The following is a 25,596-nucleotide window of genomic DNA, read 5'->3' on the forward strand; positions in this document are numbered from 1 at the left end:
AAATCGCAGAAAACTGCCATTTTTTGGCAATTGGCCTCTTTTCAACATCACCGGCGAGGCCTATTTATAACGATGACCCCGCACCCACGTCAGGCGTTGGGCACGACATAAGAAAAAGCATGTTCGACAGGAGAATAGGATGACCAAGAAGACGCTGGTGGCGATGGCCGCCACCATGGCCCTTGCGCTGCCTGGCATGGCTGTCGCCGGCAACAGCAGCAGCGAAGTCGTCGTTGACGGCACCACCGGCCTCACCACCCGCACCATCGCCGTATCGGTGGCGGACCTGAACCTGGCCAGCACCAATGGCCTGCGCCGCGCCGATTATCGCATCAGCCGCGCCGCCAAGCAGGTGTGCGGCTGGGTCAATGGATCGATCCTGCCGGCGACGCCCGACTATCGCGACTGTGTCGGCGATGCGCTGGACGGCGCGCGCAGCGACCTCAACACGCTGGCCCAGCGCCAGGGCTGATCTTCACCCATCCCGCAAGGGCAGCCTTCCCCGTCACGGGGACTGCAGGGGGCCGTTCCACATCTGTGGAGCGGCCCTTTGTCCTGTCGGCCGCGCGCTCATGCTTACCAGCGATTAACCACTCCTTAGAGGATTTCCTGCACTCAGCGAGACACGAAGGACCATCCAGGGGATATAGAGCATGTCGCGTGTCGACCAGAGTGTGGACGTCGCCATCATCGGGGCAGGCCCGGCCGGCCTGACCGCCGCCTATCTGCTGACGAAAAAGGGCTTTTCCGTCACCGTCATCGAGAAAGACCCGGTCTATGTCGGCGGCATCAGCCGCACGGTCGAACTGGATGGCTATCGATTCGATATTGGCGGCCACCGCTTCTTTTCCAAGTCGAAGGAAGTGGTCGACCTGTGGAACGAGATTCTGCCGGACGATTTCATCCAGCGCCCGCGCATGAGCCGCATCTATTATGAGGGGAAATTCTACTCCTATCCCCTGCGCGCATTCGAGGCGCTTTGGAATCTGGGCATCTGGCGCTCGACCCTGTGCATGGCGAGCTTTGCCAAGGCGAAGATGTTCCCGAACCGCAATGTCCGCTCCTTCCAGGACTGGACCGTCAACGCGTTCGGCCACAAGCTCTTCTCGATCTTCTTCAAGACCTACACCGAGAAGGTCTGGGGCATGCCGTGCGACGAGATGTCGGCCGACTGGGCGGCGCAGCGGATCAAGGGCCTGTCGCTATGGGGCGCGGTGGTCGATGGCCTCAAGCGCTCGCTGGGCCTCAACAAGAAGCCCAATGACGGCATGGCGACCAAGACGCTGCTCGAAACATTCCGCTATCCGCGCCTTGGCCCCGGCATGATGTGGGAAGCCGCGCGCGATCGAGTGATCGAAGGCGGCAACCAGATCTTGATGGCGCACAGCCTGAAGCAGCTGGCACAGGACCAGGGCACCGAGCGCTGGCGCGTGGTCGCCGACGGACCGAACGGCGATGTCATCATCAACGCCGCCCATGTGATTTCGTCCGCGCCGATGCGCGAACTGGCCGCGCGCATCCATCCGCTGCCCGAAACCCTGCCCGAGGCGATGGAACTCAAATATCGCGACTTCCTGACCGTGGCGCTGATGATCAAGTCGGAGGATCTGTTCCCCGACAACTGGATCTATATCCATGACAGCAAGGTGCAGGTCGGCCGCATCCAGAATTTCCGCAGCTGGTCGCCCGAAATGGTGCCCGATGAATCGGTCGCCTGTGTCGGTCTGGAATATTTCTGCTTCGAGGGCGATGGCCTGTGGGCGTCGGCCGACGCCGACTTGATCGACCTTGCCAAGAAGGAAATGGCGATATTGGGCCTGTGCAATCCCGACGATGTCGTCGGCGGCGCGGTGGTGCGGCAGGAAAAGGCTTATCCGGTCTATGACGACGCCTATGCCGACCATGTGCTGGCGATGCGCACCGAGCTGGAAGCCGTCGCCCCGACGCTCCACCTGGTCGGCCGCAACGGCATGCACCGCTATAACAATCAGGATCATGCAATGATGACGGCGATGTTGACAGTGCGCAACATCGAGGCGGGCACGCGCGTCTATGACGTCTGGGGCGTCAACGAGGATGCCGAATATCATGAATCGGGCGAGGAAGGGCAGGATGTCGAAGGACAGCGCGCCGCCCTCGCCAGCGAACGGCTGGTGCCCTCTCGCCTGAAGGCCGCATGAGCCGATGGGCGAGCCGTTGCGCGCCCTGACGGCCCGGCTGGGCAGCATCGCCGCGCGCTTCATGTTCGCCCGCTATCTGCTGGCCAGCATCTGTGCGCTGTCGAGCGACATGGCGGCCTTCCTGATGCTGAGCCGGATCGGTGCCACGCCGATGTTGGCAGCATTTGGTGGCTATGCGGTTGGCCTGGTCGTGCATTGGGTGATCAGCATCCGTTTCGTGTTCGACACGGGCGCTGGCCCGAGCAACACGCAACGTGTCGCCTTCGTTGTCAGCGCGTTGATCGGCATGGGGATCACCATCGCCATGGTCGGCGGGCTGAGCGCCGTCGGCATTGCCCCGGCGACCGCCAAGCTGATATCCGTGCCCGCCAGTTTCCTGAGCGTCTATGCGATCCGCAAATATGGCATTTTCGCGCGTAGTTGAGCGCTATAACCTGTGGCTGATCCTGCTCGCCTGGCTGGCGTGCAGCGCGGTCATGCTGTGGCTGTTCCATGGCGATTTCGCCGCGTTGGGCTTTCGCGATCCCGACGATGCAATGCGGCTGGTGCAGGTGCGCGACTGGATCGGCGGACAAGGCTTCCGGGATGTCAGCCAGCATCGGGTGAACCCGCCACTGGGCGGACCGATGCACTGGTCGCGCATCGTCGACATGCCGGTGGCGGCGTTGATCCTACTGGCGCGGCCGTTGTTGGGGCCTGCGACCGCAGAACTGGTCGCCTGCATCATCGTGCCGCTGCTGTTGCTGGGCGGGCTGGCCGGCGCGGTGCATCTGGCGGCCCGGCGACTGGGCGATCCTGTTCCTGCGCTGGTGACCGTGGCCCTGCTGCTGACGACACCGTCGATCCTGGTGCAGTTCACGCCGCTGCGGATCGACCATCATGGCTGGCAGATCTGGATGGCGACGATCGCGCTGGCCGGCGCACTGGATGATCGACGTGTCCGCGGTGGCGTGACGAGCGCGCTGGCGCTGGCGATATGGTTGCAGATTTCGAGTGAAGCCCTGCCCTATGTCGCGCTGTTTGCCGGGCTGTTTGCGCTGTGCCAATGGCTCGACGGCCGGGAAGCGTCGCGCTTCATGGCCTTTGCGGCGACGCTGGGCGGGGCGGCGCTTGCGCTGCTGGCCTTGCTGCGTGGTCAGCCTGCCTTGCTGCATAGCCAATGCGACGCGCTTTCGGCCGCCTATGTCTGGCCGCTCGTCGCGCTGGCCGTGCTGGTGCCGCTGGCCGGCTCACTGATCGGCACCGGCAGCATGACCCGGCGCTTCCTGATCGCCGCGATCGGCGGTGGGGCCGCCATCGCGATCCTGCTGGCGATCGGTGGCCCCTGCCTGTCGGGCGATCCGTTCCAGGCGCTGGGGCCGCTGGCCTATAAATATTGGTATTTGCAGGTGATGGAGGGTCGGCCGATCTGGGACCAGAGCCTGTCACTGCGCGGCGTCATCCTGTTGCCCGCGCTGGTCGGACTGGCAGGGACCTTGTCCGCCGCTCGCCTGGCCGCCAACAGGGATGCGCGCATGCGCTGGCTGGCGTTGGCGCTGTTGCTGCTGGGGGCGATGGCGGTGTCGCTGCTGGTTATGCGCGCCGTGTCGGTCGCCCATGTCTATGCCCTGCCCGGTGTCGCCTGGTTGCTGATCGCCCTGTTCCGCAAGGTACAAGCATCATCGCAGGCGCTGGTGCGCGTCCTGGGATCGGTGGCGCTGATCCTGCTGACCCCTGCCGGGATAAGCGCATTGTGGATTGCCCTGATCCCCGAGGCGCCATCGGCCAAGACCAGCGCCGTCAATTGCCGGGCCGCCGCCACGCTGGCGCCGCTGCACGCCCTGCCCCCATCCACCCTGTTCGCGCCGCTGGACCTTGGCCCTGACATATTGGTGCAGACGCAGCATCGCGTGATCGGCACCGCTCATCATCGCAATGCCGCGGGCATTACCGCCGTGATCGAAGGGTTCATGGCGACGCCCGACACGGCGCGCGCGGTGATCCGATGGGTCAACGGCAGGCATGGCGCAGACTATGTCGTGACCTGCGCGGGGCTTACCGAATATGCGCTCTATGCCAAGGATCAGCCCCAGAGCCTGTCGGCGCAACTGATGCGGGGTAATGTGCCTGGCTGGCTGCAACCGCTGCCGGGCAAGGGGCCGCTGCGCATCTACAAGGTCAGGCGGGACTGAAGGCCAGTGCGACGCCGTTTATGCAGTAGCGCAGGCCGGTGGGTTTCGGCCCGTCGTCGAACACATGGCCCAGATGGCCGCCGCAGCGGGCGCAATGCACTTCGGTCCGCGGCACCCCCAGGCTGAAGTCGCGCGACGTGCCGATCGCGCGGGGCAAGGGCGCATAGAAGCTGGGCCAGCCGGTGCCGCTGTCGAACTTGGTCTTCGAACTGAACAGATTCTGCGCGCACCCGGCGCAGGTGAAGGTGCCGGCGCGATGTTCGCGGTTGAGCGGGCTGCTGTCGGGAAATTCGGTCGCGCCCTGGCGCAGTACCTTATAGGCCCAGGGGCTGAGCCTGCTGCGCCATTGCGCGTCGGTCAGGCGATAGGGATAGGCGGCCTGTGCCGCGTCGGGGCGGAATTGCCACAGGGCCAATGCAGAGGCGCCGGTCGCGACGCCATAGAGAAAATGCCGCCGGTTCATTGATTCTCCTTAGCCTGCTCAGCCTGTCGAGCCCCTGAACAACTGCTTCCACCAGCGGCCACCCGATTTCAGCACATGGCGGCGGAACAGGAGCACGCCGATGCGGATGATGAGCGCCACCCACGCGCCCTGCCACAGGATCGCCACCAGATGCGGCCACAGCGCCGCGTCCTGCGCCGCCCGTGCGATCATCGCGAAGGGGGAGGAGAAGGGAAAGACCACCGACGCCACTTCCAGCGGCGATCCCATATGGTCGACCGTGTAGGAGACGAAGAAGAAGATCATCATCTGACCCATGGTGATCGGCATGTTGAGCGTCTGCACCTCGCGCACGGTCGCCGCCTGTGCGCCGATGCCCAGGAACAGCGAGCCGAGCAGCGTATAGGCCATGGCGAAATAGACGATGCCGAGCGCGATGAAGGCCGGCCAGCCCACCGCGGGATCGGGCAGCACCGTGCCGGGCGCCTTCAGTGCCATGAAGATGGCGAAGGCGGTGCCGCCCCAGAAGGCGATCCCGACGAAGCTCATCCCCAGCATGGCGATCAGCTTGCCGAGGAAGATCGCGTCCACCGGCACGGCGGCGGCCAATATCTCGATGATCTTGTTCGTCTTCTCTTCGACCAGATTGGACAGGATCATGCCCGCGAGCAGGATGGTAAGGAAGAAGATGACGATCTGGCCGGTGCGGCCGATCAGCAGCCGGGCCTGCGACTGGGCGCCGAGACTGGTCGACACTTCTTGCCGTTCGACCTTGACCATGTGCAGCACCTTTTCGGCCTGCGCCGCGCTGGCGATCAGGCTGAGATCGCCCTGCAACCGGTCCAGATCCTCGGGCTTTCCGGTCAGGACCGGGCGCGATACCGTGCCCGAGAGAATGGCGACGACGTCGGAATCGGGCCTGGCCAGCTGGGTGCGCGGCGGGAGACCGAGCGGCACAGCGTGAAGCCGCGGCAGCGCCTGCGGACCCATGCGTTCGGTCAGGCGCTTGTGCGCCCGTTCGAGCGCGCCGACATCGGCCGGCGTCATGGCGATGCCCACGACCGGGCGCAGATCGGTGCTGGAAATCTTCTGGGTGAAGCCGGCAAAGACCATGCCGATGACGATCGGCACCAGCGGCCCGATCAGAAACAGGATGAAGGTGCGCGACAGCACGACGGCGGTGAAATCCCGCCGGGCGATGACGCTGGCGGCGCGCAGCAATTCCCTCATGCCCCGGTCTCCTGCGTGGCGTCATCGCGCATCTGACGGGCGGCGGCCTCCCCCGCGATCGCGACGAAGGCGTCATGCAGGCCCGGCCGTTCGATCGACAGGCTTTCGATGCCGGCCTGACCGTCGAGCAGGGCACGCAGCAATGGTTCGATGCCATCATCGGGCAGCGCGAAATGCCAGGCGCCATCCTGCGCCAGCGTGTCGGTCGGCAAGGCGCGGCGCCAGGCGCCGTCGCTCAGCCGCGTGCGCAATGTCACCTGGGGCGGCAGACGGTCGCGCGCGTCGCTGACCGACCCTTCGAACCGGATGCGGCCGCCCGCAACGATGGCGATGCGTTCGCACAGCCTTTCGGCATGGGCGATGACATGGGTGGAAAAGAGGATGGTGACGCCCTTGCGCGCCTGATCGCGGATCAGCGCCTCCAGCTTCTCCTGATTCATCGCGTCGAGGCCGGAGAAGGGCTCGTCGAGGACGATGAGGCGCGGTTCATGGACGATGGTCCCGAACAACTGCACCGTCTGGGCCATGCCCTTGGAGAGCTGGCGGATCGGCTTTTCGACCGATGCGCCCATGCCATAATCCTGCAGCATCGCCCGCGCCCGTTCGCGCCCGACATGGAGCGGCAAGCCGCGCAGCGCCCCCATGAAGGCGATCGCCTCATAAGCCTTCATCGACGGGTAGAGGCCGCGCTCCTCGGGCAGATAGCCGACCTGCCTGGCCATGCGCAGCGGCGCCGGATCGCCGAGCAGGGTGCGGTGGCCTTCGTCAGGATCGATGATCCCCAGCAGGGTGCGCAACAAGGTGGTCTTGCCCGCGCCGTTCGGCCCCAATATGCCATAAATGGTGCCAGCGGGCACGGCGATGTCTACGCCATCCACCGCGCGAAAATCGCCGAACGCCTTGACAAGGGCATGGCCTTCGACGGCATAGGGGGCGGCAGGAGCCGGAGTGTCACCGATCATCCGCCCCTGATAATCCCGGACCATGCCAGTGCAAAACGAAACATTGGAGCAGCGCCTGAAAGCGCAGGCCGCGCAGTTGGGCTTTGCCGCCTGTGCGATCGCGCACGCCGACGCCGCGCCGCGCACGGCCGAGCGGCTGCACCAATGGCTTGAGGCCGGCCATCATGGCGACATGCTGTGGATGGAGGAGCGGGCCGAGCAGCGCGGATCGCCCACGGGCCTGTGGCCGCAGGCGCGGAGCGTCATCATGCTGGGGATGAGCTATGCCCCCGGCCGTGATCCGCTGGCGCTGGCCGATGTCGGCGACCGGGGCCGCATTTCCGTCTATGCTCAGGGCCGCGACTATCATGATGTGGTCAAGAAGGCGCTGAAGGCACTGGCCCGCTGGCTGGTCGATCAGCAGCCGACCGCGCTGAAAGTGTTCGTCGATACGGCGCCGGTGATGGAAAAGCCGCTGGCGCAGGGCGCGGGGCTGGGCTGGCAGGGCAAGCACAGCAATCTGGTGAGCCGCCAACATGGCAGCTGGCTGTTCCTGGGCGCCATCTATACCGAGATCGCGCTGGAGCCCGATGCGCCGGAGGTGGACCATTGCGGCAGTTGTACCGCCTGTCTGTCATCCTGCCCGACCGATGCCTTTCCCGCGCCCTATATCGTCGATGCGCGACGCTGCATCTCATACCTGACGATCGAGCATAAGGGGCCGATCCCCGAGGAGTTCCGGGCACGGATGGGCAACCGCATCTATGGCTGCGACGATTGTCTGGCGGCCTGCCCCTGGAACAAGTTCGCGCAAGGGGCGGCGGCCAATCGCGCCTTTATCGGCCGGGCGGAGCTGGCGGCGCCGGCGCTGGGCGATCTGCTCGACCTTGACGATGCGGGCTTTCGCGAGATTTTCTCCGGATCGCCGATCAAGCGGATCGGACGCGACCGGATGGTGCGCAACGCCGCGATCGCGGCGGGCAATAGCGGCGACCTGGGGCTGGTCGATCGCTTGCGGCCGCTGACATCCGATCCCGATCCGGTGGTGGCGGAGGCGGCCGAATGGGCGCTAGGGCAGTTGCTCAGCGCTGCTGGAGCGTAGCCGCACAGGAGGCGTGGTCGACGTCTGTGCCGGCGGGCGTGCGCGCGTCGACATGGGTCACCACCGGCTCCTTCCCCTTGCCGGGCGAATAGAGATAGGCGTCGAGCACGCAGCGGCCATTGGCAAATTGCAGCTTGCGCACGGTCGTTTCGCGAATGTCGAGGCGCGGCGTGCCGAACATCTGGGTCAGGCGCCTGGCATCCATGCCCATCAGCGGTCCGGTCTTGGTGAAGGCGCTGGCCGGCGGACCGGCGGGCGGTGGGGTGTAGCTGGTGGCGGGCGGCACGACACCGCCACAGGCCGCGAGCGGCAGCGACAGGAGCGCGGCGAGCGCGAAACGGGGCGACATCAGACCGGTTTCCTCTTGGACCCTAGCAACATGTGGACCGCCATAGCCGCGCTCCAGATCGGTGCAAGCAGGTTGACCAGGGGAATGAGGAAGAGAAGCGCCGAAACGAGGCCCATGAGCCACCGGTTGCCACGGCCGATCGGCGGCAGGCCGGGATGGCGCGGCTCGACCATGTCAGCCAGGTCACGGCCGAGCAGATAGGCGTTCACCGCGAGGAACAGCCCGATCGTGCCGATCCCCGTGACCAGCAGCAGCACATAAGCGGGCAACGCCAGCAGGTTCCAGCCGAGCGTGCGACCGACCGAGCGTAGCGCATAACGAAGGCTGCGGGTGAAGCCCACCGGCCGGCCCATAGCCTGTGGATAAGTGTCGCGCTCCACCGCCTCGATCACATCGTCGGCGAACAGGCCCATGACCAGCATGGCGATGGTACGGAACAGCAGCCAACTGGCCGCGATCAGGGCAAGGCTGGTCGCTGCAGCCTCCGCCATGCCGCCCCAGCCATCCCCCTCGCCCCAGCCGAAATGCAGGCGCGTTGCGTGAAAGGCCGCCCATAGCCCGACACCCAGCAGCACGAAGAGCAGCAGCGTCAGCGCGAATGTCTTCGCCAGCAGCCGGCGCGCAGCGGCATGGAAGATCAGGGGGAAGGCGCGCAGCGCAGCGGTGATGATCATGGCCCGATATCCAGCGCCCGGGCGCGCCCGTCAATCAGCAGCGTTGCGCGGCGGCCCCCGGACCGGTAGAGACGGCCCAATTTACCGCTATTTTCCCATCATCTTTCACAGGAGCCCGCGTGACTTCTTCCCCCACGCTTGACGTTGTCGCGATCGGCAATGCCATTGTCGACGTTCTGGCCCGCAGCGACGACGCCTTTCTGGCGCAGCATGCGCTGACCAAGGGCGGCATGCAGCTGATCGACGCCGAAATGGCCGAAACCCTTTATGCCGACATGCCCCAGGCCAAGGAAATCAGCGGCGGTTCGGCCGCCAACACGCTGGCCGGCCTCGCCGCGCTGGGCGCCAAGTGCGGCTTCATCGGCCAGGTCAATGACGACCAGCTCGGCGCGGTGTTCGCCCATGACGTGCGCGCGCTGGGCATCAAGTTCGACACGCCCGTCGTGCAGGGCGACATCCCGACCGCCCGCTGCCTGATCCTGGTGACGCCTGACGCGCAACGCACCATGAATACCTTCCTGGGCGCATCGCAGTTCCTGCCCGAAGCGGCACTGGACCTGGAACTGATCCGGTCGGCCCGCATCCTGTATCTGGAAGGCTATCTGTGGGATCCCGAGCAGCCGCGCGCCGCGATGCGCGCCGCGATCGACGCCGCCCGCAATGCCGGCCGCAAGGTTGCCTTCACCCTGTCCGACAATTTCGTGATCGACCGCCATCGCGCCGACTTCGTCGACCTGATCGAACAGGGGTTGATCGACATCCTGTTCTCGAACGAGGGCGAGATCCAGTCGCTGGCGCAGGTCGATGATTTCGACAAGGCGCTGGCCCGCTTCGCCGACAAGGTGCCGGTGCTGGTATCGACCCGCAGCGAAAAGGGCGCGGTCGCCATCGTCGATGGCGTGCGTCACGAGGCGCCTGCCGCTCCCGTCAGCCAGATCATCGACACCACCGGCGCAGGCGACCTGTTCGCCGCCGGCTATCTGGCCGGCCATCTGGAAGAGCGCAGCGTCGAGGATTGCCTGGCGCTGGGCGCGGCGGCCGCCGCCGAAGTCATTTCGCACTGGGGCGCGCGTCCCGAAGAAGACCTGAACCTGATCCGCGCCAAGCTGTTCGCCTGATCGCGACAGACACTGACAAAAAGACCCGCCTCTCCATCCGGGAGGCGGGCCTTTTTATTTGGCAGGATCAGGCGGGGTTCTTCTGCTTGCGGAACAAGGCGCGATCGTCCGGGCCAAAGCCCCAGCGCCAGATGACAAAGCCGTAGGCGGCCAATATCGCCCACACGCCGACCGCCAGTTCCACCCATTCGAAACGCGCTGGCAGGGCGACGAAGGCCGCGCCGACGATGCAGGCGACACCCGAGGCGCTGAGCAGGGGCCAGCGCCAGGCATTGATGCGGGCGTGGAGCAGGCTGGACAGCAGCCGCGCCTTGACGAAGGCACTGGCGCCCAGTGCGATACAGAGGCCCAGTGCCGGAGCGGCAGCCAACTCCTGCCCCGTCAGGCCAAACCGCTTGCCGAGCAGGATCAGGCCGAAGCTGAGCGCCGCCTGCAGCGCGATCATGCTGAGCGAGATCATGAGATTGCGGTGGCGGGCGATATAGACCAGCGCGGATTCGCTGACCACGGCGGTGGCGGCGACGACTTCGGCCAGCAGCAGGAAGGCCAGCGCGCCAGTGCCGCCGACGAAATGCGGGCCGACCAGCCCCATGACGGCCTCGCCCGGAATGCCGAGCGCCAGCGCAATGCCGGCCTGCGCCGCGATGATCCAGAAACCGACCTGGCTGACCTGGCGCGCGATCGCCGCCAGATTGCCTTCGGCGAGGTTGCGGGTGATGACCGGGCCGAGGATGGGGTCGAAGCTGGTCTTCAATTTCTGCGGCAACGAGGCGACCTGTTGCGCGACATAATAGATGCCGACGATCGCCGGGCTGACGAACAGGCCGAGGATCGCCATGTCGAGCCGCCGCGAGCCCCATTCGACGCCATCCGCTGCGGCGAGCGGCAGGTTGCGGCGGGCTAGGCGCCAGAGCCGCCCGGCATCGGGGCGCCAGCCATGCGGTCGACCATAATGCCGCAGCATCGGAATGATCGAGGCGATCATCGCCGCGACCATCGACACGACATAGGAGAGGATGAGACCGTCGCGCAGCGAATAATAAGCAAAACCGAAGGCGCCGATGCTGATCGCCCAGGGTTCGATGATCGACCGCGCACGCACCGTGGCCCCAATATCGAAGCGATAGGCGCAGGCGGCGAGCGCGACGTCGGAGGTGGCGACGGCGATGACGATCAGCGCCAGCAGCCGGTCGAGCCCGTTGATGCCGCTGTTGGGGAACATCGCCTGAGGAAAGGCGATCAACAGGCCCGCGCCCAGCAGCGACGCGATCAGCGTCACCACCATCGCATCGGTCACGACATGGCTATGCGGCCGTTCGGTCTGGGCGAGCGCGCCGGCAAGGCCCCGCTTCAACCCCAGCGTCGCGATCTGGGCGACGAACTCCACCACCAGCACGGCATAGGCGAAGCGCCCGAGCGCGTCAGCGCCATACCAGCGCCCGGCGATGAACAGGAAAGGCAGGCGCGCAGCGAGGCGTAGCAGGAAGCCGAAGATGTTGGTCCGCCCCCCCTTGGCCAGGGCGGCGATGTCATCCTTCTGTTCGGCAGGGGTCGCCTGCGCGGTCACAGGCCCCTGGTCCCCCTCGATTGTCATGCTCATGGCTATAGGCGATCTATTGTGTCGCGGCGATGTTTATTCGGGCCGCAACGGACGCGCCAGCAACGCGTCGATGACCTGTGCCAATGGTGCGGCATCGCCGAGCAAGGCACAGACGGCTTCGACCACCGGCATTTCCACGCCCGCCGCGCGGGCCGCATCGCGCAGGACCGGCGCGGTATGCGCGCCTTCGGCCACGGTGCGACGGTTGGAGAGAAGGTCGGCGGCGCTCTGCCCCTCGCCCAGCCCCTTGCCGAGCGAGAAGTTGCGCGAATTGGTGGAGGAACAGGTCAGGACGAGGTCGCCCAGGCCCGACAGGCCGCCCAGCGTTTCGGCGCGGGCGCCACGCGCGAGACCAAAGCGGGTCATTTCGGCAAAACCCCGGCTGATCAGCGAGGCGCGCGCATTGAGGCCGAGGCCCGCGCCTTCCGACACGCCGCAGGCGATGGCCAGCACATTCTTGACCGCGCCACCGATTTCCGCGCCGACGACATCGTCGGACAGATAGGGGCGGAAGGTCGGGCGGGCGATGCGCGCTGCCAGCTTCTCGGCCAGCGCCTGGTCGGCGCAGGCGAAGGTGACGGCGGTCGGCAGCCCTTTGGCCACTTCATGGGCGAAGGTCGGGCCGGAGAGGACGGCGATCGGCGAGCTTGGCTGCGCCTGTGCCGCGACTTCCGACATCAACAGGCCGGTGCCCGCCTCAATCCCCTTGGAACAGAGGACCAACGGCACGCCGGCCGGCGCCTGCGCGACAACGCCGCGCAGATGCTGGGCCGGGCTGACCACCAGGATCAAGTCACGATCGGCCAGATCCGCCATGGCGCCGGTCGCGCGGATCGAAGGCGAAAGCGGCAGGCCGGGCAGATAGAGCGGATTTTCATGTGCGCCATTGATCGCATCGACCACATCGGCCTCCAGCGCCCAGAGGCGCACATCCTGCCCGTCGGCCGCCAGCAATTGCGCCAGCGCGGTGCCCCAGGCCCCTGCTCCGATGACTCCCGCCTTCATGCCTTCACTCCTGCCCCACGGGCCTTTTCCGCCGTCGGATCGAGCGGCCAGCGCGGCCGGGCGGGGATGGTGAGATCGTCGGTCATGCCCGCAGCATAGCGCTCCGCGCCGGCCCAGGCGATCATCGCCGCATTGTCGGTGCAGAGCCACAGCGGCGGCGCGACGAAGGGCAGGCCATGGTCCTGCGCCAGCGTGGTCAATGCGCCGCGCACCGACTGGTTGGCGGCGACCCCGCCGGCCACGACCAGCGCGGTCACGCCTTCGCTGGCGGCGAGCGCGCGCCGGGTCCGGTCGAGCAGGCAGTCGATCACCGCCTGCTGGAAGCTCGCCGCGATATCCTCGACCGCATATTGGCCCGACTGGGCGGCGCGCATCACCGCGCTCTTGAGGCCGGCGAAGGAGAAATGGGGTTCTTCGGTGCCGACCAGTGGACGCGGCAGCGGCACGGCGCGCGGATTGCCCCTAGCCGCCGCCTTTTCCACCGCCGGACCGCCGGGGAAGCCGAGGCCGAGCAGCTTGGCAGTCTTGTCGAACGCTTCGCCCGCCGCATCGTCGATGGTGGTCGCCAGGCGGCGATACTGGCCGACGCCGTCCACCCGCAGCAACTGGCAATGACCGCCCGACACGAGCAGCAGCAGATAGGGGAATTGCAGATCCTGGTCGGCGAGGCGCGGCGAGAGCGCATGGCCCTCCAGATGATTGACCGCGACCAGCGGCTTGCCAGTGGCATGGGCGAGCGCCTTGCCGGTGACGAGACCGACCATCACGCCGCCGATCAGGCCGGGGCCGGCGGTGGCGGCGATGACATCGACATCGGCCAAAGTCATCTTTGCGTCTGCCAGGGCCGCTTCGATCAGCGGGGCCAATGCCTCGACATGGGCGCGGGCCGCGATTTCAGGCACGACGCCGCCATAGGGACGGTGCGCGTCTTCCTGCGTGGCGAGGCGATGGGCCAATATCTGCCCGTCGGCCGTCACCAGCGCCGCCGCGGTTTCGTCGCAGCTTGATTCCAGGCCGAGGATGATGGTCATTGCCGCTTCCATCTAGTGCCCGTGGCCATTAGAGCAAGCCGCTTATGAAAAGACCCGAACGACCGTTGCGCCTGGGCACCAGGGGATCGCCGCTTGCGCTGGCCCAGGCTCATATGACCGCGCAGGCACTGCGCGATGCCCATGGATGGGATCAGGACGCTATCGTCACCGTCATCGTCCAGACCAGCGGCGACCGGATTCAGGACCGGGCACTGGCGGAAATCGGCGGAAAAGCGCTCTGGACCAAGGAGCTGGACCGGGCGCTGGTGGAGGGCGAAATCGACTGCGCCGTCCACAGCATGAAGGATGTCGAGACGATCCGGCCCGAGGCGATCCATGTCGCAGCGATGCTGCCGCGTGCCGACGTGCGCGATCGGCTGGTCGGCGCAGAAAATCTTGCCGCGCTGCCGCCGCAGCCGATCGTCGGGACCAGTTCGCCGCGCCGCGCCGCGCAGGTGAAACGGCTGCGCCCCGATGCGCAGATCATCCTGTTCCGCGGCAATGTCGCCACGCGGCTGGCCAAGCTGGAGGCCGGCGAGGCCCATGCGACGTTGCTCGCGGCTGCCGGACTCGACCGGCTGGGCCAAGCGGACATTGGTGCCACGGTCGAGATCGACACCATGCTGCCTGCCCCGTCGCAGGGGGCGGTCGGCATCGAGACGCTGGCCGACAATGCAGACATGCTGGGCTGGCTGGCGGCGATCAACCATCGCGACACTTTCGATTGCGTGATGGCCGAGCGCGCCGTGCTGCGCGGGCTGGGCGGCACATGCCATTCGCCGATCGCGGCGCTGGCCGTGCTGGAAGGCGCACAGATTCATCTGCGCGCCGAGATCATCAGCCCCGAAGGCGACGAGACGGTGGGGGACGAGGCGTGGCTGGCACGCGGCGATGCGGCGGCGGCCGAAGCGATCGGCCGGGGTCTGCTCGAACGGGCAAGCCCGGCGCTGCGCAGCCTGTTCGAGGGGTGAGACCGCTCATCATCCTGCGGCCCGCGCGCGGCGCCGGCAGGACGGCGGACAAGGCGATGGCCATGGGGCTGGCAGTGCGACTGTGCCCGCTGTTCGCGGCCGAGGCGCTGGCCTGGACGCCGCCGAGCGCCGGGGATTTCGATGCGCTGCTGGTGACGAGCGCGCAAACGGTGCGATTCGGCGGGGCTGCGCTGCAGGCCTATCGCGCCTTGCCGACCTATGCCGTGGGCGCGGCGACGGCCGAGGCGCTGCAGGAAGCGGGTTTTGTCGATCCGGTCGCGGGGGATGGCGATGCGAGCGCGATCGCCGCGCGGATCGCGGCCGACGGGCACCGGGCCGTGCTGCACCTGTCGGGCGAGGCGGTGGCGCCGATGGACGCCGAGCCGCTGCAGGTAACGCGCCTTCCGGTCTATCGGATGAAGCCCCTGCCCTGCGATCCGCCGGAGCTGAGCGGTGGCGTGCTGCTGGTCCATTCCCCGGCCGCCGGTGCCCGGCTGGCCGAGATTTTCCCCGAAAATCAGCGCGCGACGACCGATATCGTCGCGATAAGCCCGGCCGCCCTCGCCGCCTGCGGGAGCGGATGGGCCAGTGCGCAGGCCGCCGACGCCCCCAATGATGCGGCGGTACTGGCCCTCGCCCGTCGATTATGCGAATGAAACGCCGGTCGCAAACGAGAGAGACTTGATGAACGAGCAGGAGAGTGTGGAAATTCAGCAGGAAACGCCGCCGCCCGCGCGCCGACGCACATCCTGGCTGACGCCCGTGCTGCTGCTGTTCGCGTTCCTGATCGGCATCGGCGTCACCATCTGGGCGATGCCGCAGATCGAACGGCGCTGGGGTAGTGACGAGGCGGCGACGCCCGCCCTGCCCGCGCCGCTGCTGGGCAGCAACGCCATACCGTCGGGCCGTCCGCTGACGGCAGACGCCGCGCAGATGCTCGACGCCCGCGTCATCCAGCTGGAGGAGCGGCTCAATCGCATCACCGTCGAGGCGCAGGCCGCGTCGGGCAATGCCGCGCGCGCCGAGGGGCTGCTGGTCGCCTTTGCCGCCCGCCGCGCGCTCGATACCGGCGCCCCGCTCGGCTATGTCGAGGGGCAGTTGCGGCTGCGCTTCGGCCAGGCGCAGCCCCGCGCCGTCGCCACCATCATCAATGCCGCGCGCGAGCCGGTGACGCTGGCTGACCTGCGCGCCGGCCTGGTCGACGTCGCCGATCGCGTCACGTCGCCGCCGGCCGACGCCAGTTGGTGGGACAGTTTCGAGCATGAAGCGCGCGAACTGATCATCATCCGCAAATCCTCCACTCCCTCGCCGCGGCCGCAAATGGCGATGCAGCGGGCGTTGCGCTATATCGACGCCAGCCGCGTCGGTGCGGCGCTGGCCGAGGTGGAGCGCATGCCCGATCGCGCGGCGGCCGATCGCTGGATGCAATATGCCCGCCGCTATCTGGAGGCGCGCCGGGCGCTCGACCTGATCGAGACCGCAGCGATATTGGAGCCGCGCCAGCTGCGCACGACCGAGGGCGCCAGCGTCGCGCAGACCTCCCCCCTAGCCCCCTGACCCGCCTTTTCTGAGACATGCCGTTCATCGCTTGCGATGAAACCCATGGACGCCCCCTGCGTTTGTCACGAGAATGTCACCTTTTCCGCCCGGTTCAGGACAGAGTCTCTCGTGCCACCCTATGCCGATGCCATTGCCAGCTTCTGGAAGGGCCGCCTCGCGAGCGGTCCGCGTGCATCCGCGCGCCCGTCGCTGTCGCATCTGCTGGGCAATGCGTCGGTGCCGTTCGACATCAACCGCACCAGGGCGCAGGCCGAGACGCTGAGCCGTGCGATTCGCGGGGACGGACGGCATATATTGCTGGTGCCGGGGCTGATGGCATCGGAACAGCGGATGGAGCCGCTGCGCGCGATCCTGAACGCCGCCGGTTATCAGGCGCATGGCTGGGACATGGGCCGCAATTTCGGGCCGCGCGCCGATACGCTGGAGAAGATCGACGCCCGCGTCGATGCGATCCGCCGGACATGCGGCAAGCCGGTGACGCTGGTCGGCTGGAGCCTGGGCGGCCTTTATGCGCGCGAATATGCCAAGTTCGCGCGATCCAAGGTCGGCGGCGTGGTGACGATGGGCACGCCCTTTTCCGGCGACCCGCGCGCCAACCATGCCTGGCGCCTTTATCAGCTGGTGTCGGGCTTCCCGGTCGACACGCCCCCCTTCCCCTGCACCCGCGAGGAAAAGCCGCCGGTGCCGACCGTGGCGCTCTGGTCGCAGCGCGACGGCGTGATCCTGCCCGAATGCGCAAGAGGCCGCGCCGGCGAGCGCGACCGCGCGATCGAGGTTGATTGCACCCATATGGGCTTCGCCGCCGCGCCGGAGGGGATTTTGGCCGTCGGCAAGGCGCTGGAGATGATGGCCGCCTGAGCGGTCGGCGCTGCTTTCAGGGTCATGGGTTCGACCGACAGGGTCACAGCGGCAAAGTTCACACCGTTGATCGCGACGCATTTCCGGGCTTTCGGACCGGAAACGCGACAGCCACGCGCGCCCGACGCGCCCCTCACGCGCCTGTTGGATCATGATGACGCGCCCCCTGCGCGTCGGTGGCGCGTCACCTGGGTCACGGTTGCATCGCTGTTGGCGGATGCCATGCGGGGACGAAAGGGGATGGAGGGCAGGTTGGTCCATCCATGAGGATAGACCAGCAAAAATCCTACATTGAAAGACAATAGGAGGCGGCGGAGCGCGACGAATGCGGAAGCGTGCCACGTGGATTGCCGCTCCTCCGCGCTCTCCGCGCCGCCGCGTGATTATTTTTCGCGCGGAGACGCGGAGGAGAAAGGGCGGCGCTTGACCGGCTGTAATGGGTGGGGGGGCGGACTGACGGGTTTAGGATGATGAAAGGGCAAATCCGACCTGTTATGGTAACTTGATGCAGTCCTTTAAAACCGAAGCTCGCATCATCGCTGCCCGAAACCTCACGCCCAATGTGGCTAGTGTAGCTGTATCGCTCGATGAGCGAGCGGGCCACGTTCACGTCACCTACTATCTATATAATTCAAACACGGAAGACGACGAGGAGTGGAGAGAATTGACGGTAGGTGAGCTTATAGCTGCGTTTCCAGTCATCCGCTCAGCAACATCATTATTTAGGCCGATGGCAGACCTAAAGATGCACAGCGATATCGTCTTCAATCGCGAGTGAGCGTCCGCTTTGTGGAGCAGTTATGAGGTCTCCAAATGGCCGCAAATGGTCGCTAGCAGACTGCCCATACCCCATCCTCAATGATCGTGATGATGCCCATGGTCATGCCCATCACCCGCGCCGTGGATCGCCTCCAGCACATCCTCCAGCCGCGCCGGATCGCCCAGCGCCAGCACATGGCCTTCGCTGTCGGCGGTCAGCGGTTCGCCATTCCAGTCGCACATCAGGCCGCCCGCGCCCTCGACCACCGGCACCAGCGCCGCGAAGTCGTAGCTTTGCAGCCCGGATTCGATGACGATGTCGAGGAAGCCCGACGCCAGCAGGCCATAATTATAGCAGTCGCCGCCATAGACCGGCCCCTGGCGCGGCGATCCGCCGGACACCGCACCGACCAGCGCCATATAATGGAGCACGTCGCCTTCGGCGAACAGATGCGGGCTGGTGGTGGCGATGCCTGCGCCCTCCAGTGCCTTGCACGCGCGGGTGCGCACCGGCTTGCCGTTGAAGGTGGTGGGCTGGCCGCTCATCCCGGCCCAGCGTTCCTGCGCGATCGGCTGGTCGATGATGCCGATCGTCGGCCAACCCGCCTGCGTCAGCGCGATCAGCGTGCCGAAGATCGGCCGCCCGGCGATGAAGCTGCGCGTGCCGTCGATCGGATCGAGAATCCACACCCGCTCGGCATCGGTGCGCACCGATCCATATTCCTCGCCGATGATGCCGTCATCCGGGCGCTCTTTCTCCAGAATCGCGCGGATCGCGGCTTCGGCGGCGCGGTCGGCCTCCGTCACCGGCGACTTGTCGGCCTTGATCTCCATGTCGTAGCGCGCCCGGAAGAACGGGCGGATGGCGGCGCCGGCGGCGTCGGCTAGGCGGTTGGCAAGGGCCAGGTCATCGCGGGTGGTCATCTGCTCCGCCTAGCCCGTTGGCGGGCGCCACGCTAGACTGGCCTCAACCGATTCACCGAAGGAGAGAGGAAAGATGCCCGGTTCCCCCGTCATCCCGTGCCTGCGCTATGCCGATGCGCCCGCCGCCATCGATTTCCTGTGCGCCGCCTTCGGCTTCGAACGGCACGCCGTCTATCCCGACGATCTCGACAACAGCATCATCCATCATGCCCAGCTTGTCCTGGGTCAGGGCATGGTGATGCTGGGCAGCGTCAAGGATATGGAGGGCGAATCGCTCTACACCTGGTCGACGGTCCGCGACCTGGGCGGCATCACCGCCTGCGTCTATATGGTCGTGCCCGATGTCGATGCCCATTGCCTCCATGCCCGCAATGAAGGCGCAGTGGTGGTTGACGAACCGCATGACAATCCGGGCTATCCGGGGCGCGGCTATACCGCGCTCGATCCCGAGGGGAATGTCTGGAGCTTCGGCAGCTATGACCCCTGGGAGCCTATCCCTGAAGACGCGGATTAAGCATTTGGCAACCGTGCCGTTCTAGCCTCCCAGGGGAAAGGGGGTCGTCATGGCGCTGGTTGGCTGGATCTTGAGCTTCATCTGCCTGTTCGCGGGCCTCGCGCTGCGGCAGGACATGCCGATCGGCGGATCGGTGGCGATGTCCAACATCCTCGTCGTCTTCGCTTTGCTCGCCTGTCCGATGGTGTGGCGCGAACTGCCTTTGGGCGTCTCGCGCGGCCAGCGCATCGTCTCCGGCCTGGCGCTGGTCTTTGCCCTGCCGATCATCCTGTTTCCGACGCACTAGACTGATCCGCGCCGGCGCTGGACTATATTATATATAATTCAATAGTTTGGTTCGCAATTATCCCCATAAGTTAAGTATTATTACTTAATTTCGGTCATGGGCGATTGTCACGACCCCCTGTCGCGTTATTCGGCTCTCAATTTGCAATAGCGATAAAATGTTTTGAAATCGAACTCGCATGAGTCATGCTGTCCTTGATAGAGTTAAATCTATTGGGAGGTATTTAGGTGGCGACGTCATTAGCTAGTGCCGTAAGAGATCCTCGTACTGCAGAATTTAGGAACCTTTTGACCGGCTTGCTTGAAAATGGCGGGGATCCGGGGCTGATCGTAGGACCGCATGTCCCGCGAGTTCAGTTCGACCATGTGCTGGAACTGATCAGGCCGCACAATCTGTCATTCGAGAACAAGAAAGTCCTGGATTTCGGCTGCGGTGCGCATCGGCCGCTCAGTGCTGCCCTGGTCTTCCATCTGTGCGGCGCGCGGGAGGTCACGGCGATCGACCTGGAGCCTTTTTTTGATGAAGGCAGCATCGCGGTTGGTCTGGTTGCCCAATGTCTGGGGGTCATGTTCGATCGCGACTTCTTCGACCTGAAGGGGGCGGGCCTGGACTATGGCCAGGCGATGACGCGTCTCGGTGCCATTGCGCTGGACAGGTTGCTGGACGGCGACATTCGTTCAGGATTGCCCGAATCCATAAGATGGCGGCATTGCTTCTACGAGGAACTGCCCGAGCAGGAGCAGCTTTTCGATGTCATGGTCTCGCATACCGTTTTTGAGCATGTGGCGGATCCCAAGACGACCCTCATGAATCTTCGGCGCAACATGAGTCCAGACGGGTTCGGTATCATCGTCATCGATTACAAGGATCATCGTGCCTATGCCGGCACGGCGCCAAGCTATTATCAATATCTGATGGATGACCTGGACCATATGCCGGGCTACATCAACAAGATCAGGCACAGTGCATTTGTCGATATCGTGGCCAGCGCCGGATTCGAGGTGCTGGAATGCGTCCGAGAACGCATGTATCCTTCGCAGGAGGAGCGCAATCAGTTTTTACCGCGCTACGCCAGCCTGTCCGAAGACGATATCACGACGAGTGGTGCGCGTATTTTGATCCGGCCGATCTGAGGCGCCGAGGGGAGCGGGTGGCTGAGCCGTGTATCGGTGAGCCGCCGCGCTACCGTCGAAAAAGCCCTGGGCTTCAATCGGCGGGGCGCCGCATCACTGGCTTGTTCGAACAGGCTGGCGAACGGTCCTTAGGGTCGGCCCGCCAGCCTGTTTCTCGTCAATCGAACAGGCTCGACACAGAGCTTTCGTCCGCGATACGCTTGATCGCCTCGCCCAGCAGCGGGGCGATCGGCAGGTGGCGGATATTCTTGGCGTTGATCACCGCATCGGTACCCTGGATCGAATCGGTGATGACCAGTTCGCGCAGTTCCGACGCATCGACGCGGGCAACGGCGCCGCCCGACAGCACGCCATGGCTGACATAGGCGACGACGTCCTCGGCGCCCTGTGCCTTCAGCGCCGCGGCGGCGTTGCACAGCGTGCCGGCCGAATCGACGATATCGTCGATCAGGATGCAGAAACGCCCCTTCACGTCGCCGATGATGTTCATCACTTCCGACTCGCCAGCGCGCTCGCGGCGCTTGTCGACGATGGCGAGCGGGGCGTTGTCGAGGCGCTTGGCCAGCGCACGGGCGCGCACCACGCCGCCGACGTCGGGCGACACGACCATGATATTCTTGTCGCCGAAACGGGCCTGGATATCGGCCGACATCACCGGGGCGCCGAACAGATTGTCGGTCGGGATGTCGAAGAAGCCCTGGATCTGGCCGGCATGGAGATCGACCGACAGGACGCGGTCGGCGCCGGCAGTGGTGATCAGGTTGGCGACCAGCTTGGCGCTGATCGGCGTGCGCGGGCCGGGCTTACGGTCCTGGCGGGCATAGCCGAAATAGGGAACCACGGCGGTGATTCGCTTGGCCGACGCGCGCTTGAGCGCATCGATCATGATCAGCAATTCCATCAGATTGTCGTTGGTGGGATAGCTGGTCGACTGGATCACGAACACGTCTTCGCCGCGGACATTCTCATGAATTTCCACGAAAACTTCTTCGTCGGCAAAGCGACGGACGCTGGCCTCGGTCAGGGGAATTTCGATATAGTCGGCGATGGCGGCCGCGAGCGGCTTGTTCGAATTGCCGGTCATGAGTTTCATGGCGAAAATCCCCAGGCTAATTGGCGTGACGAATTGATGACGATGCGCGAAACGCGGCCCCTTTAGCGGCGCATGTCCCATGTGGAAAGGCGCTTTTGCGCCCTGCGACAAAATGCACCCCGCATTTTCAGAACGCGCGCGAAGCGGGCGTTCGGTTCGAAAATGCGGCATCGGAAAACAGAGCATTTTCGCAAATAGGCAAAATGCTCTAGGGCGCGGTGCATGACCGACAAACTCGTGATCGCGCTCGCCCAGATGACCCAGACCATGGGCGACCCCCGGGCCAATGCCGACGCCATGCTGGAATGGCGCGCCCGCGCCAAGGGCGCGGACCTGATCGTCTATCCCGAACTCCAGCTGATCGGCTATCCGCCCGAGGATCTGGTGCTCAAGCCCGCCTTGCTCGACCAGGCCAATTATCATCTCGACCGGCTGGCGCAGGAAAGCGCCGATGGCGGCCCGGCGATGCTGGTCGGCACCGTCGTCGCGTCGCAGGGCGTTCTCTTCAACGTCGTCGCCCTGATCGAAAATGGCGCCGTCACCGCGATCCGGCAGAAGCGCGAACTGCCCAATTACGGCACCTTCGATGAAAAGCGCCTGTTCGCCCCCGGCCCGCTGCCCGCGCCGATCGATTTTCGCGGCGTGAAGATCGGCGTGCCGATCTGCGAGGATATCTGGTTTCCCTTCGTCACCGCCCATTTGCGGGCGGAGGGTGCGGAAATATTGATCAGCCCCAATGGCAGCCCGTTCGAGGTCGACAAGGATGATCGCCGCCTGAACGTCGTCGCCGGCACCCGCGTGCGCGAAACCGGCCTGCCGCTCGTCTATCTGAACCGTGTCGGCGGCCAGGATGAACTGGTGTTCGACGGCGCCTCCTTCGTCATGAACGGCGACCTCTCCATCGCCCAGCAACTGCCCGACTGGGAGGAAAAGCTGGTGCTGACGCAGTGGGAGAAATGGGACGGTCAGTGGGTCTGCCTGCCAGGCGAGCGCCATGAACTCGATCCGCGCCCGGCCGACATCTACAATGCGATGGTGCTGGGCCTGCGCGACTATGTGAACCGCAACCGCTTCCCCGGCGTCGTCCTCGGCCTGTCGGGCGGCATCGATTCCGCTTTGTCCGCCGCCGTTGCGGTCGATGCGCTGGGCACTGACCGGGTCTGGTGCGTGATGATGCCCTCGCGCTTCACCAGCCAGGAAAGTCTGGACGATGCAGTCGAATGCGCGCGGCTGCTCGGCGTGCGCTACGACACCATCCCGATCGAACCGGCCGTTTCCGCCTTCGACACGATGCTGGCCCCGGTGTTCGAGGGCAAGGCGCGCGACCTGACCGAAGAGAATATCCAGTCGCGCATTCGCGGCCTCACCCTGATGGCCCTCTCCAACAAGTTCGGCCATATGCTGCTGACCACCGGCAACAAGAGCGAGATGTCGGTCGGCTATGCCACCATCTATGGCGACATGGCGGGCGGCTATTCGGTGCTGAAGGACGCCTACAAGACGACGGTGTTCGACCTCTGCCGCTGGCGCAACGAGCATATGCCCTCGCTCGGCGAAGGCTTTGGCCCGGCCGGCCCGGTCATGCCCGAACGCGTCATCACCAAGCCGCCCAGTGCCGAACTGCGCGACAATCAGAAGGATGAGGACAGCCTGCCGCCCTATGAGGTGCTCGACCCGATCCTCTATGGCCTGGTCGAGGAGGAATTGTCGGTGGCCCAACTGGTCGAGCGCGGCTTCGACAAGACGGTCGTCACCCGGATCGAGCATCTGCTCTACATCGCCGAATATAAGCGCCGCCAGGCGCCGCCCGGGGTGAAGCTGGGCATCCGCAATTTCGGCCGCGACCGCCGCTACCCGATCACCAACGCCTTCCGCAGCGTGTAAGTAATTCAGCCGTTCGGTTCGAGCCGCTTCGAGCGTGTCGAGAAGCGTCGTCGAGAACTGTTCTCGATAAGCCCGAACCGAACGGGTTCAGGACCGGATTTATGACTGTCATCACCCGCTTTGCCCCCTCGCCGACCGGACATCTCCATGTCGGCAATATCCGCGCCGCGCTCCACAACTGGCTGTGGGCGCGCAAGTCCGGCGGCAAGTTCCTGCTGCGCCTCGACGATACCGACCTGGAACGCTCGCGCCCCGAATATGCGGATTCGATCAAGGCCGACCTGCGTTGGCTCGGCCTCGACTGGGACGCCGAGGAAAAACAGTCCGAGCGCTTTGCCCTCTATGAAGCGCGGTTTGCGGCACTCAAGGCCTCGGGCCATGTCTATCCCGCCTATGAAACCAGCCAGGAACTGGAACTGCGCCGCAAAGTGCTGCTCGGGCGCGGCCTGCCGCCGGTCTATGACCGCGCCGCCCTGTCGCTGACCCCGGACCAGATCGCCGCTTATGAAGCCGAAGGGCGCACGCCGCACTGGCGCTTCAAGCTCGACCATGACCAGCCGATCGTCTGGACCGACCTCATTCGCGGCGAGCAGCGCTTCGATCCCGGATTGCTGTCCGACCCGGTGATCCGCCGCGCCGACGGCTCATGGCTCTACATGCTCCCCTCGGTCATCGACGATGTCGACATGGGCGTCACCCATGTGCTGCGCGGCGAGGATCATGTCTCCAACACCGCGACCCAGATCCAGATGTTCACCGCGCTCGGCGCGCCGCTGCCCCAGTTCGCGCATGAAGCGCTGCTGACCGGCAGCGAGGGCAAGCTGTCGAAGCGCCTCGGCTCGCTCGGCGTCGCCCATTTCCGCGAGATCGGGCTGGAACCGGCCGCGATCGCGTCGCTACTCGCCCGCCTCGGCAGCTCGCAGCCGATCGAGCCCTTCGCGGACCGTGCGCCGCTGATCGAGACGTTCGACTTCGCCCATTTCGGCCGCGCCCCCGCGCGCTTCGACGAAGCCGAACTGGCGAGCCTCAACCAGAAGATCGTTCATGCGCTGCCCTATGATGCGGTCGCCGACCGCCTGCCCGCCGGCATGGACGCCGCCGCCTGGGCCGCGATCCGCCCCAATCTGGAGACGGTGGCGGGCGCCGCCGACTGGTGGCAGATCGTCACCGGCCCGATCGCCGTGCCCGAAGGGACGCAGGAGGACCGCGATTTCCTCGCCGTCGCCCATCGCATCCTGTCCGCCGCCGCCTTCGACGCCGACATCTGGCGCACGCTGACCGGCGCGCTCAAGGATGAAACCGGCCGCAAGGGCAAGACCCTGTTCCAACCCCTGCGCCGCGCGCTCACCGGCCTGGATCACGGCCCCGACATGGGCCAGTTCCTGCCCCTGATCGGCCGGGACGAGGCGCTGAAGCGGCTTCAGTCCTGAAGGCCTGAAGCGGACCTTTCCTACTCCCCTCCCTTCCAGGGAGGGGCCGGAGGTGGGTGCGCCGCGGAGCGGCGGTCTACGCTCGATGGGGTTGAAGCTCGCTGCGCTCGCCACCCACCCACCCACCTTTGGAGGGGGGGTATGTCTCGTTCCCACCCTCGATCGCCGGCCACCGGGTCGATCGGTGCCAGGCTTTTTCGTTATCCGGCTGTCCGCTCTTGATCGGGAAAGCTGCCCGCCACGAAGGGTCGTGTCCCACGGGGTGGTGTAGGAAGGTTTCCCTGAGAGGGTGGCCACCGTCGATCTTCTGGTAGGGTTCGGATGCGAACTCGAACCTGGAG

The 25,596-nt window shown here is 65.7% G+C and carries 26 protein-coding genes; 16 read left to right on the forward strand and 10 right to left on the reverse strand.

Annotated elements, in window-relative coordinates; translation table 11 throughout:
* Positions 1 to 139 precede the first annotated feature (139 nt).
* From GGQ90_RS19895 to GGQ90_RS19910, 4 genes are all read left to right on the forward strand, one after another.
* Entirely contained in the window at positions 140 to 472 is a 333-nt protein-coding gene (locus GGQ90_RS19895) for a UrcA family protein (RefSeq protein ID WP_188083636.1), read from the forward strand.
* Between the two features lie 181 nt (positions 473 to 653).
* On the forward strand, positions 654 to 2,180 hold the full coding sequence (locus GGQ90_RS19900; RefSeq protein WP_188083637.1) for an NAD(P)/FAD-dependent oxidoreductase: 1,527 nt from the start codon (positions 654 to 656) through the stop codon (positions 2,178 to 2,180).
* 4 nt (positions 2,181 to 2,184) lie between these two features.
* Positions 2,185 to 2,604, forward strand: coding sequence for a GtrA family protein (locus GGQ90_RS19905; protein ID WP_188083638.1), 420 nt, complete (start codon positions 2,185 to 2,187; stop codon positions 2,602 to 2,604).
* Positions 2,582 to 4,351: a hypothetical protein gene (locus GGQ90_RS19910; protein ID WP_188083639.1), complete on the forward strand. Its 1,770-nt coding sequence runs from the start codon at positions 2,582 to 2,584 to the stop codon at positions 4,349 to 4,351. Before GGQ90_RS19905 ends, GGQ90_RS19910 begins: the two co-directional genes overlap by 23 nt.
* Here GGQ90_RS19910 and msrB read toward each other — a convergent pair.
* From msrB to GGQ90_RS19925, 3 genes are read right to left on the reverse strand one after another with little or no spacing between them, the layout of a single operon-like run.
* Positions 4,338 to 4,814 carry a peptide-methionine (R)-S-oxide reductase MsrB gene (gene msrB / locus GGQ90_RS19915; protein ID WP_188083640.1) on the reverse strand — a complete coding sequence of 159 codons (477 nt, stop codon included), beginning with the start codon at positions 4,812 to 4,814 and terminating at the stop codon, positions 4,338 to 4,340. The two genes, GGQ90_RS19910 and msrB, sit on opposite strands and share 14 nt — an antisense overlap.
* 18 nt (positions 4,815 to 4,832) lie before the next feature.
* Positions 4,833 to 6,023: an ABC transporter permease gene (locus tag GGQ90_RS19920; RefSeq protein WP_188083641.1), complete on the reverse strand. Its 1,191-nt coding sequence runs from the start codon at positions 6,021 to 6,023 to the stop codon at positions 4,833 to 4,835.
* Positions 6,020 to 6,985, reverse strand: coding sequence for an ABC transporter ATP-binding protein (locus GGQ90_RS19925; protein WP_188083642.1), 966 nt, complete (start codon positions 6,983 to 6,985; stop codon positions 6,020 to 6,022). Before GGQ90_RS19925 ends, GGQ90_RS19920 begins: the two co-directional genes overlap by 4 nt.
* 22 nt (positions 6,986 to 7,007) lie before the next feature.
* Here GGQ90_RS19925 and queG point away from each other — a divergent pair, with 22 nt between their 5' ends.
* On the forward strand, positions 7,008 to 8,066 hold the full coding sequence (gene queG, locus GGQ90_RS19930) for a tRNA epoxyqueuosine(34) reductase QueG (RefSeq protein WP_188083643.1): 1,059 nt from the start codon (positions 7,008 to 7,010) through the stop codon (positions 8,064 to 8,066).
* Here the strand turns inward: queG and GGQ90_RS19935 are convergent.
* Positions 8,047 to 8,415, reverse strand: coding sequence for a hypothetical protein (locus GGQ90_RS19935; RefSeq protein WP_188083644.1), 369 nt, complete (start codon positions 8,413 to 8,415; stop codon positions 8,047 to 8,049). The genes queG and GGQ90_RS19935 overlap by 20 nt on opposite strands.
* Positions 8,415 to 9,089: an EI24 domain-containing protein gene (locus GGQ90_RS19940; RefSeq protein ID WP_188083645.1), complete on the reverse strand. Its 675-nt coding sequence runs from the start codon at positions 9,087 to 9,089 to the stop codon at positions 8,415 to 8,417. Before GGQ90_RS19940 ends, GGQ90_RS19935 begins: the two co-directional genes overlap by 1 nt.
* 119 nt (positions 9,090 to 9,208) lie before the next feature.
* Here GGQ90_RS19940 and GGQ90_RS19945 point away from each other — a divergent pair, with 119 nt between their 5' ends.
* A complete protein-coding gene (locus GGQ90_RS19945) occupies positions 9,209 to 10,207 on the forward strand; it encodes a PfkB family carbohydrate kinase (protein WP_188083646.1) in 999 nt (332 codons plus the stop codon).
* A gap of 67 nt (positions 10,208 to 10,274) precedes the next feature.
* Here GGQ90_RS19945 and GGQ90_RS19950 read toward each other — a convergent pair whose 3' ends face one another.
* From GGQ90_RS19950 to tsaD, 3 genes are read right to left on the reverse strand one after another with little or no spacing between them, the layout of a single operon-like run.
* The gene (locus GGQ90_RS19950) at positions 10,275 to 11,807 is read right to left on the reverse strand and encodes a lipopolysaccharide biosynthesis protein (protein WP_188083647.1); all 1,533 of its coding nucleotides are present in this window, start codon (positions 11,805 to 11,807) and stop codon (positions 10,275 to 10,277) included.
* A 33-nt stretch (positions 11,808 to 11,840) separates the two neighbouring features.
* Positions 11,841 to 12,812, reverse strand: coding sequence for an NAD(P)H-dependent glycerol-3-phosphate dehydrogenase (locus GGQ90_RS19955; RefSeq protein ID WP_188083648.1), 972 nt, complete (start codon positions 12,810 to 12,812; stop codon positions 11,841 to 11,843).
* Positions 12,809 to 13,843, reverse strand: coding sequence for a tRNA (adenosine(37)-N6)-threonylcarbamoyltransferase complex transferase subunit TsaD (tsaD, locus tag GGQ90_RS19960; protein WP_188083649.1), 1,035 nt, complete (start codon positions 13,841 to 13,843; stop codon positions 12,809 to 12,811). The genes GGQ90_RS19955 and tsaD overlap by 4 nt, the downstream gene beginning before the upstream one ends.
* A gap of 44 nt (positions 13,844 to 13,887) precedes the next feature.
* On the opposite strand from tsaD, the gene hemC reads away from it, so the two are divergent.
* From hemC to GGQ90_RS19985, 5 genes are all read left to right on the forward strand, one after another.
* The gene (gene hemC / locus GGQ90_RS19965) at positions 13,888 to 14,814 is read left to right on the forward strand and encodes a hydroxymethylbilane synthase (RefSeq protein ID WP_188083650.1); all 927 of its coding nucleotides are present in this window, start codon (positions 13,888 to 13,890) and stop codon (positions 14,812 to 14,814) included.
* Positions 14,811 to 15,470 (forward strand): uroporphyrinogen-III synthase, encoded by a 660-nt coding sequence (locus GGQ90_RS19970; RefSeq protein ID WP_188083651.1) that lies wholly within the window; start codon positions 14,811 to 14,813, stop codon positions 15,468 to 15,470. Before hemC ends, GGQ90_RS19970 begins: the two co-directional genes overlap by 4 nt.
* A 28-nt stretch (positions 15,471 to 15,498) precedes the next feature.
* Positions 15,499 to 16,371, forward strand: a complete 873-nt coding sequence (locus GGQ90_RS19975; protein WP_188083652.1) for a hypothetical protein — start codon at positions 15,499 to 15,501, stop codon at positions 16,369 to 16,371.
* A 111-nt stretch (positions 16,372 to 16,482) separates the two neighbouring features.
* Positions 16,483 to 17,232, forward strand: a complete 750-nt coding sequence (locus tag GGQ90_RS19980) for an alpha/beta fold hydrolase (protein ID WP_188083653.1) — start codon at positions 16,483 to 16,485, stop codon at positions 17,230 to 17,232.
* 505 nt (positions 17,233 to 17,737) lie between these two features.
* Positions 17,738 to 18,010 (forward strand): MafI2 family immunity protein, encoded by a 273-nt coding sequence (locus GGQ90_RS19985; RefSeq protein ID WP_188083654.1) that lies wholly within the window; start codon positions 17,738 to 17,740, stop codon positions 18,008 to 18,010.
* Between the two features lie 77 nt (positions 18,011 to 18,087).
* Here the strand turns inward: GGQ90_RS19985 and hisN are convergent, their stop codons facing one another.
* Positions 18,088 to 18,915, reverse strand: coding sequence for a histidinol-phosphatase (hisN, locus tag GGQ90_RS19990; protein WP_188083655.1), 828 nt, complete (start codon positions 18,913 to 18,915; stop codon positions 18,088 to 18,090).
* Positions 18,916 to 18,988: 73 nt separating this feature from the next.
* Here hisN and GGQ90_RS19995 point away from each other — a divergent pair, with 73 nt between their 5' ends.
* The 3 genes from GGQ90_RS19995 (at position 18,989) to GGQ90_RS20005 (ending at position 20,848) form a co-directional block, all read left to right on the forward strand.
* Complete coding sequence (locus GGQ90_RS19995) at positions 18,989 to 19,429, forward strand: VOC family protein (RefSeq protein ID WP_188083656.1); 441 nt, start codon at positions 18,989 to 18,991, stop codon at positions 19,427 to 19,429.
* Between the two features lie 49 nt (positions 19,430 to 19,478).
* Positions 19,479 to 19,715: a hypothetical protein gene (locus GGQ90_RS20000; RefSeq protein WP_188083657.1), complete on the forward strand. Its 237-nt coding sequence runs from the start codon at positions 19,479 to 19,481 to the stop codon at positions 19,713 to 19,715.
* Positions 19,716 to 20,002: 287 nt separating this feature from the next.
* Positions 20,003 to 20,848, forward strand: a complete 846-nt coding sequence (locus tag GGQ90_RS20005; protein ID WP_188083658.1) for a class I SAM-dependent methyltransferase — start codon at positions 20,003 to 20,005, stop codon at positions 20,846 to 20,848.
* Positions 20,849 to 21,005: 157 nt separating this feature from the next.
* Here the strand turns inward: GGQ90_RS20005 and GGQ90_RS20010 are convergent, their stop codons facing one another.
* On the reverse strand, positions 21,006 to 21,941 hold the full coding sequence (locus tag GGQ90_RS20010; RefSeq protein WP_007711880.1) for a ribose-phosphate pyrophosphokinase: 936 nt from the start codon (positions 21,939 to 21,941) through the stop codon (positions 21,006 to 21,008).
* 222 nt (positions 21,942 to 22,163) lie between these two features.
* Here GGQ90_RS20010 and GGQ90_RS20015 point away from each other — a divergent pair, with 222 nt between their 5' ends.
* Together GGQ90_RS20015 and gltX are read left to right on the forward strand one after the other, a co-directional pair.
* Positions 22,164 to 23,825 carry an NAD+ synthase gene (locus tag GGQ90_RS20015; protein WP_188083659.1) on the forward strand — a complete coding sequence of 554 codons (1,662 nt, stop codon included), beginning with the start codon at positions 22,164 to 22,166 and terminating at the stop codon, positions 23,823 to 23,825.
* 101 nt (positions 23,826 to 23,926) lie between these two features.
* Complete coding sequence (gene gltX, locus GGQ90_RS20020; RefSeq protein WP_188083660.1) at positions 23,927 to 25,255, forward strand: glutamate--tRNA ligase; 1,329 nt, start codon at positions 23,927 to 23,929, stop codon at positions 25,253 to 25,255.
* Positions 25,256 to 25,596: the final 341 nt, after the last annotated feature.

Source organism: Sphingobium scionense (assembly GCF_014197035.1).
Taxonomy (GTDB): domain Bacteria; phylum Pseudomonadota; class Alphaproteobacteria; order Sphingomonadales; family Sphingomonadaceae; genus Sphingobium; species Sphingobium scionense.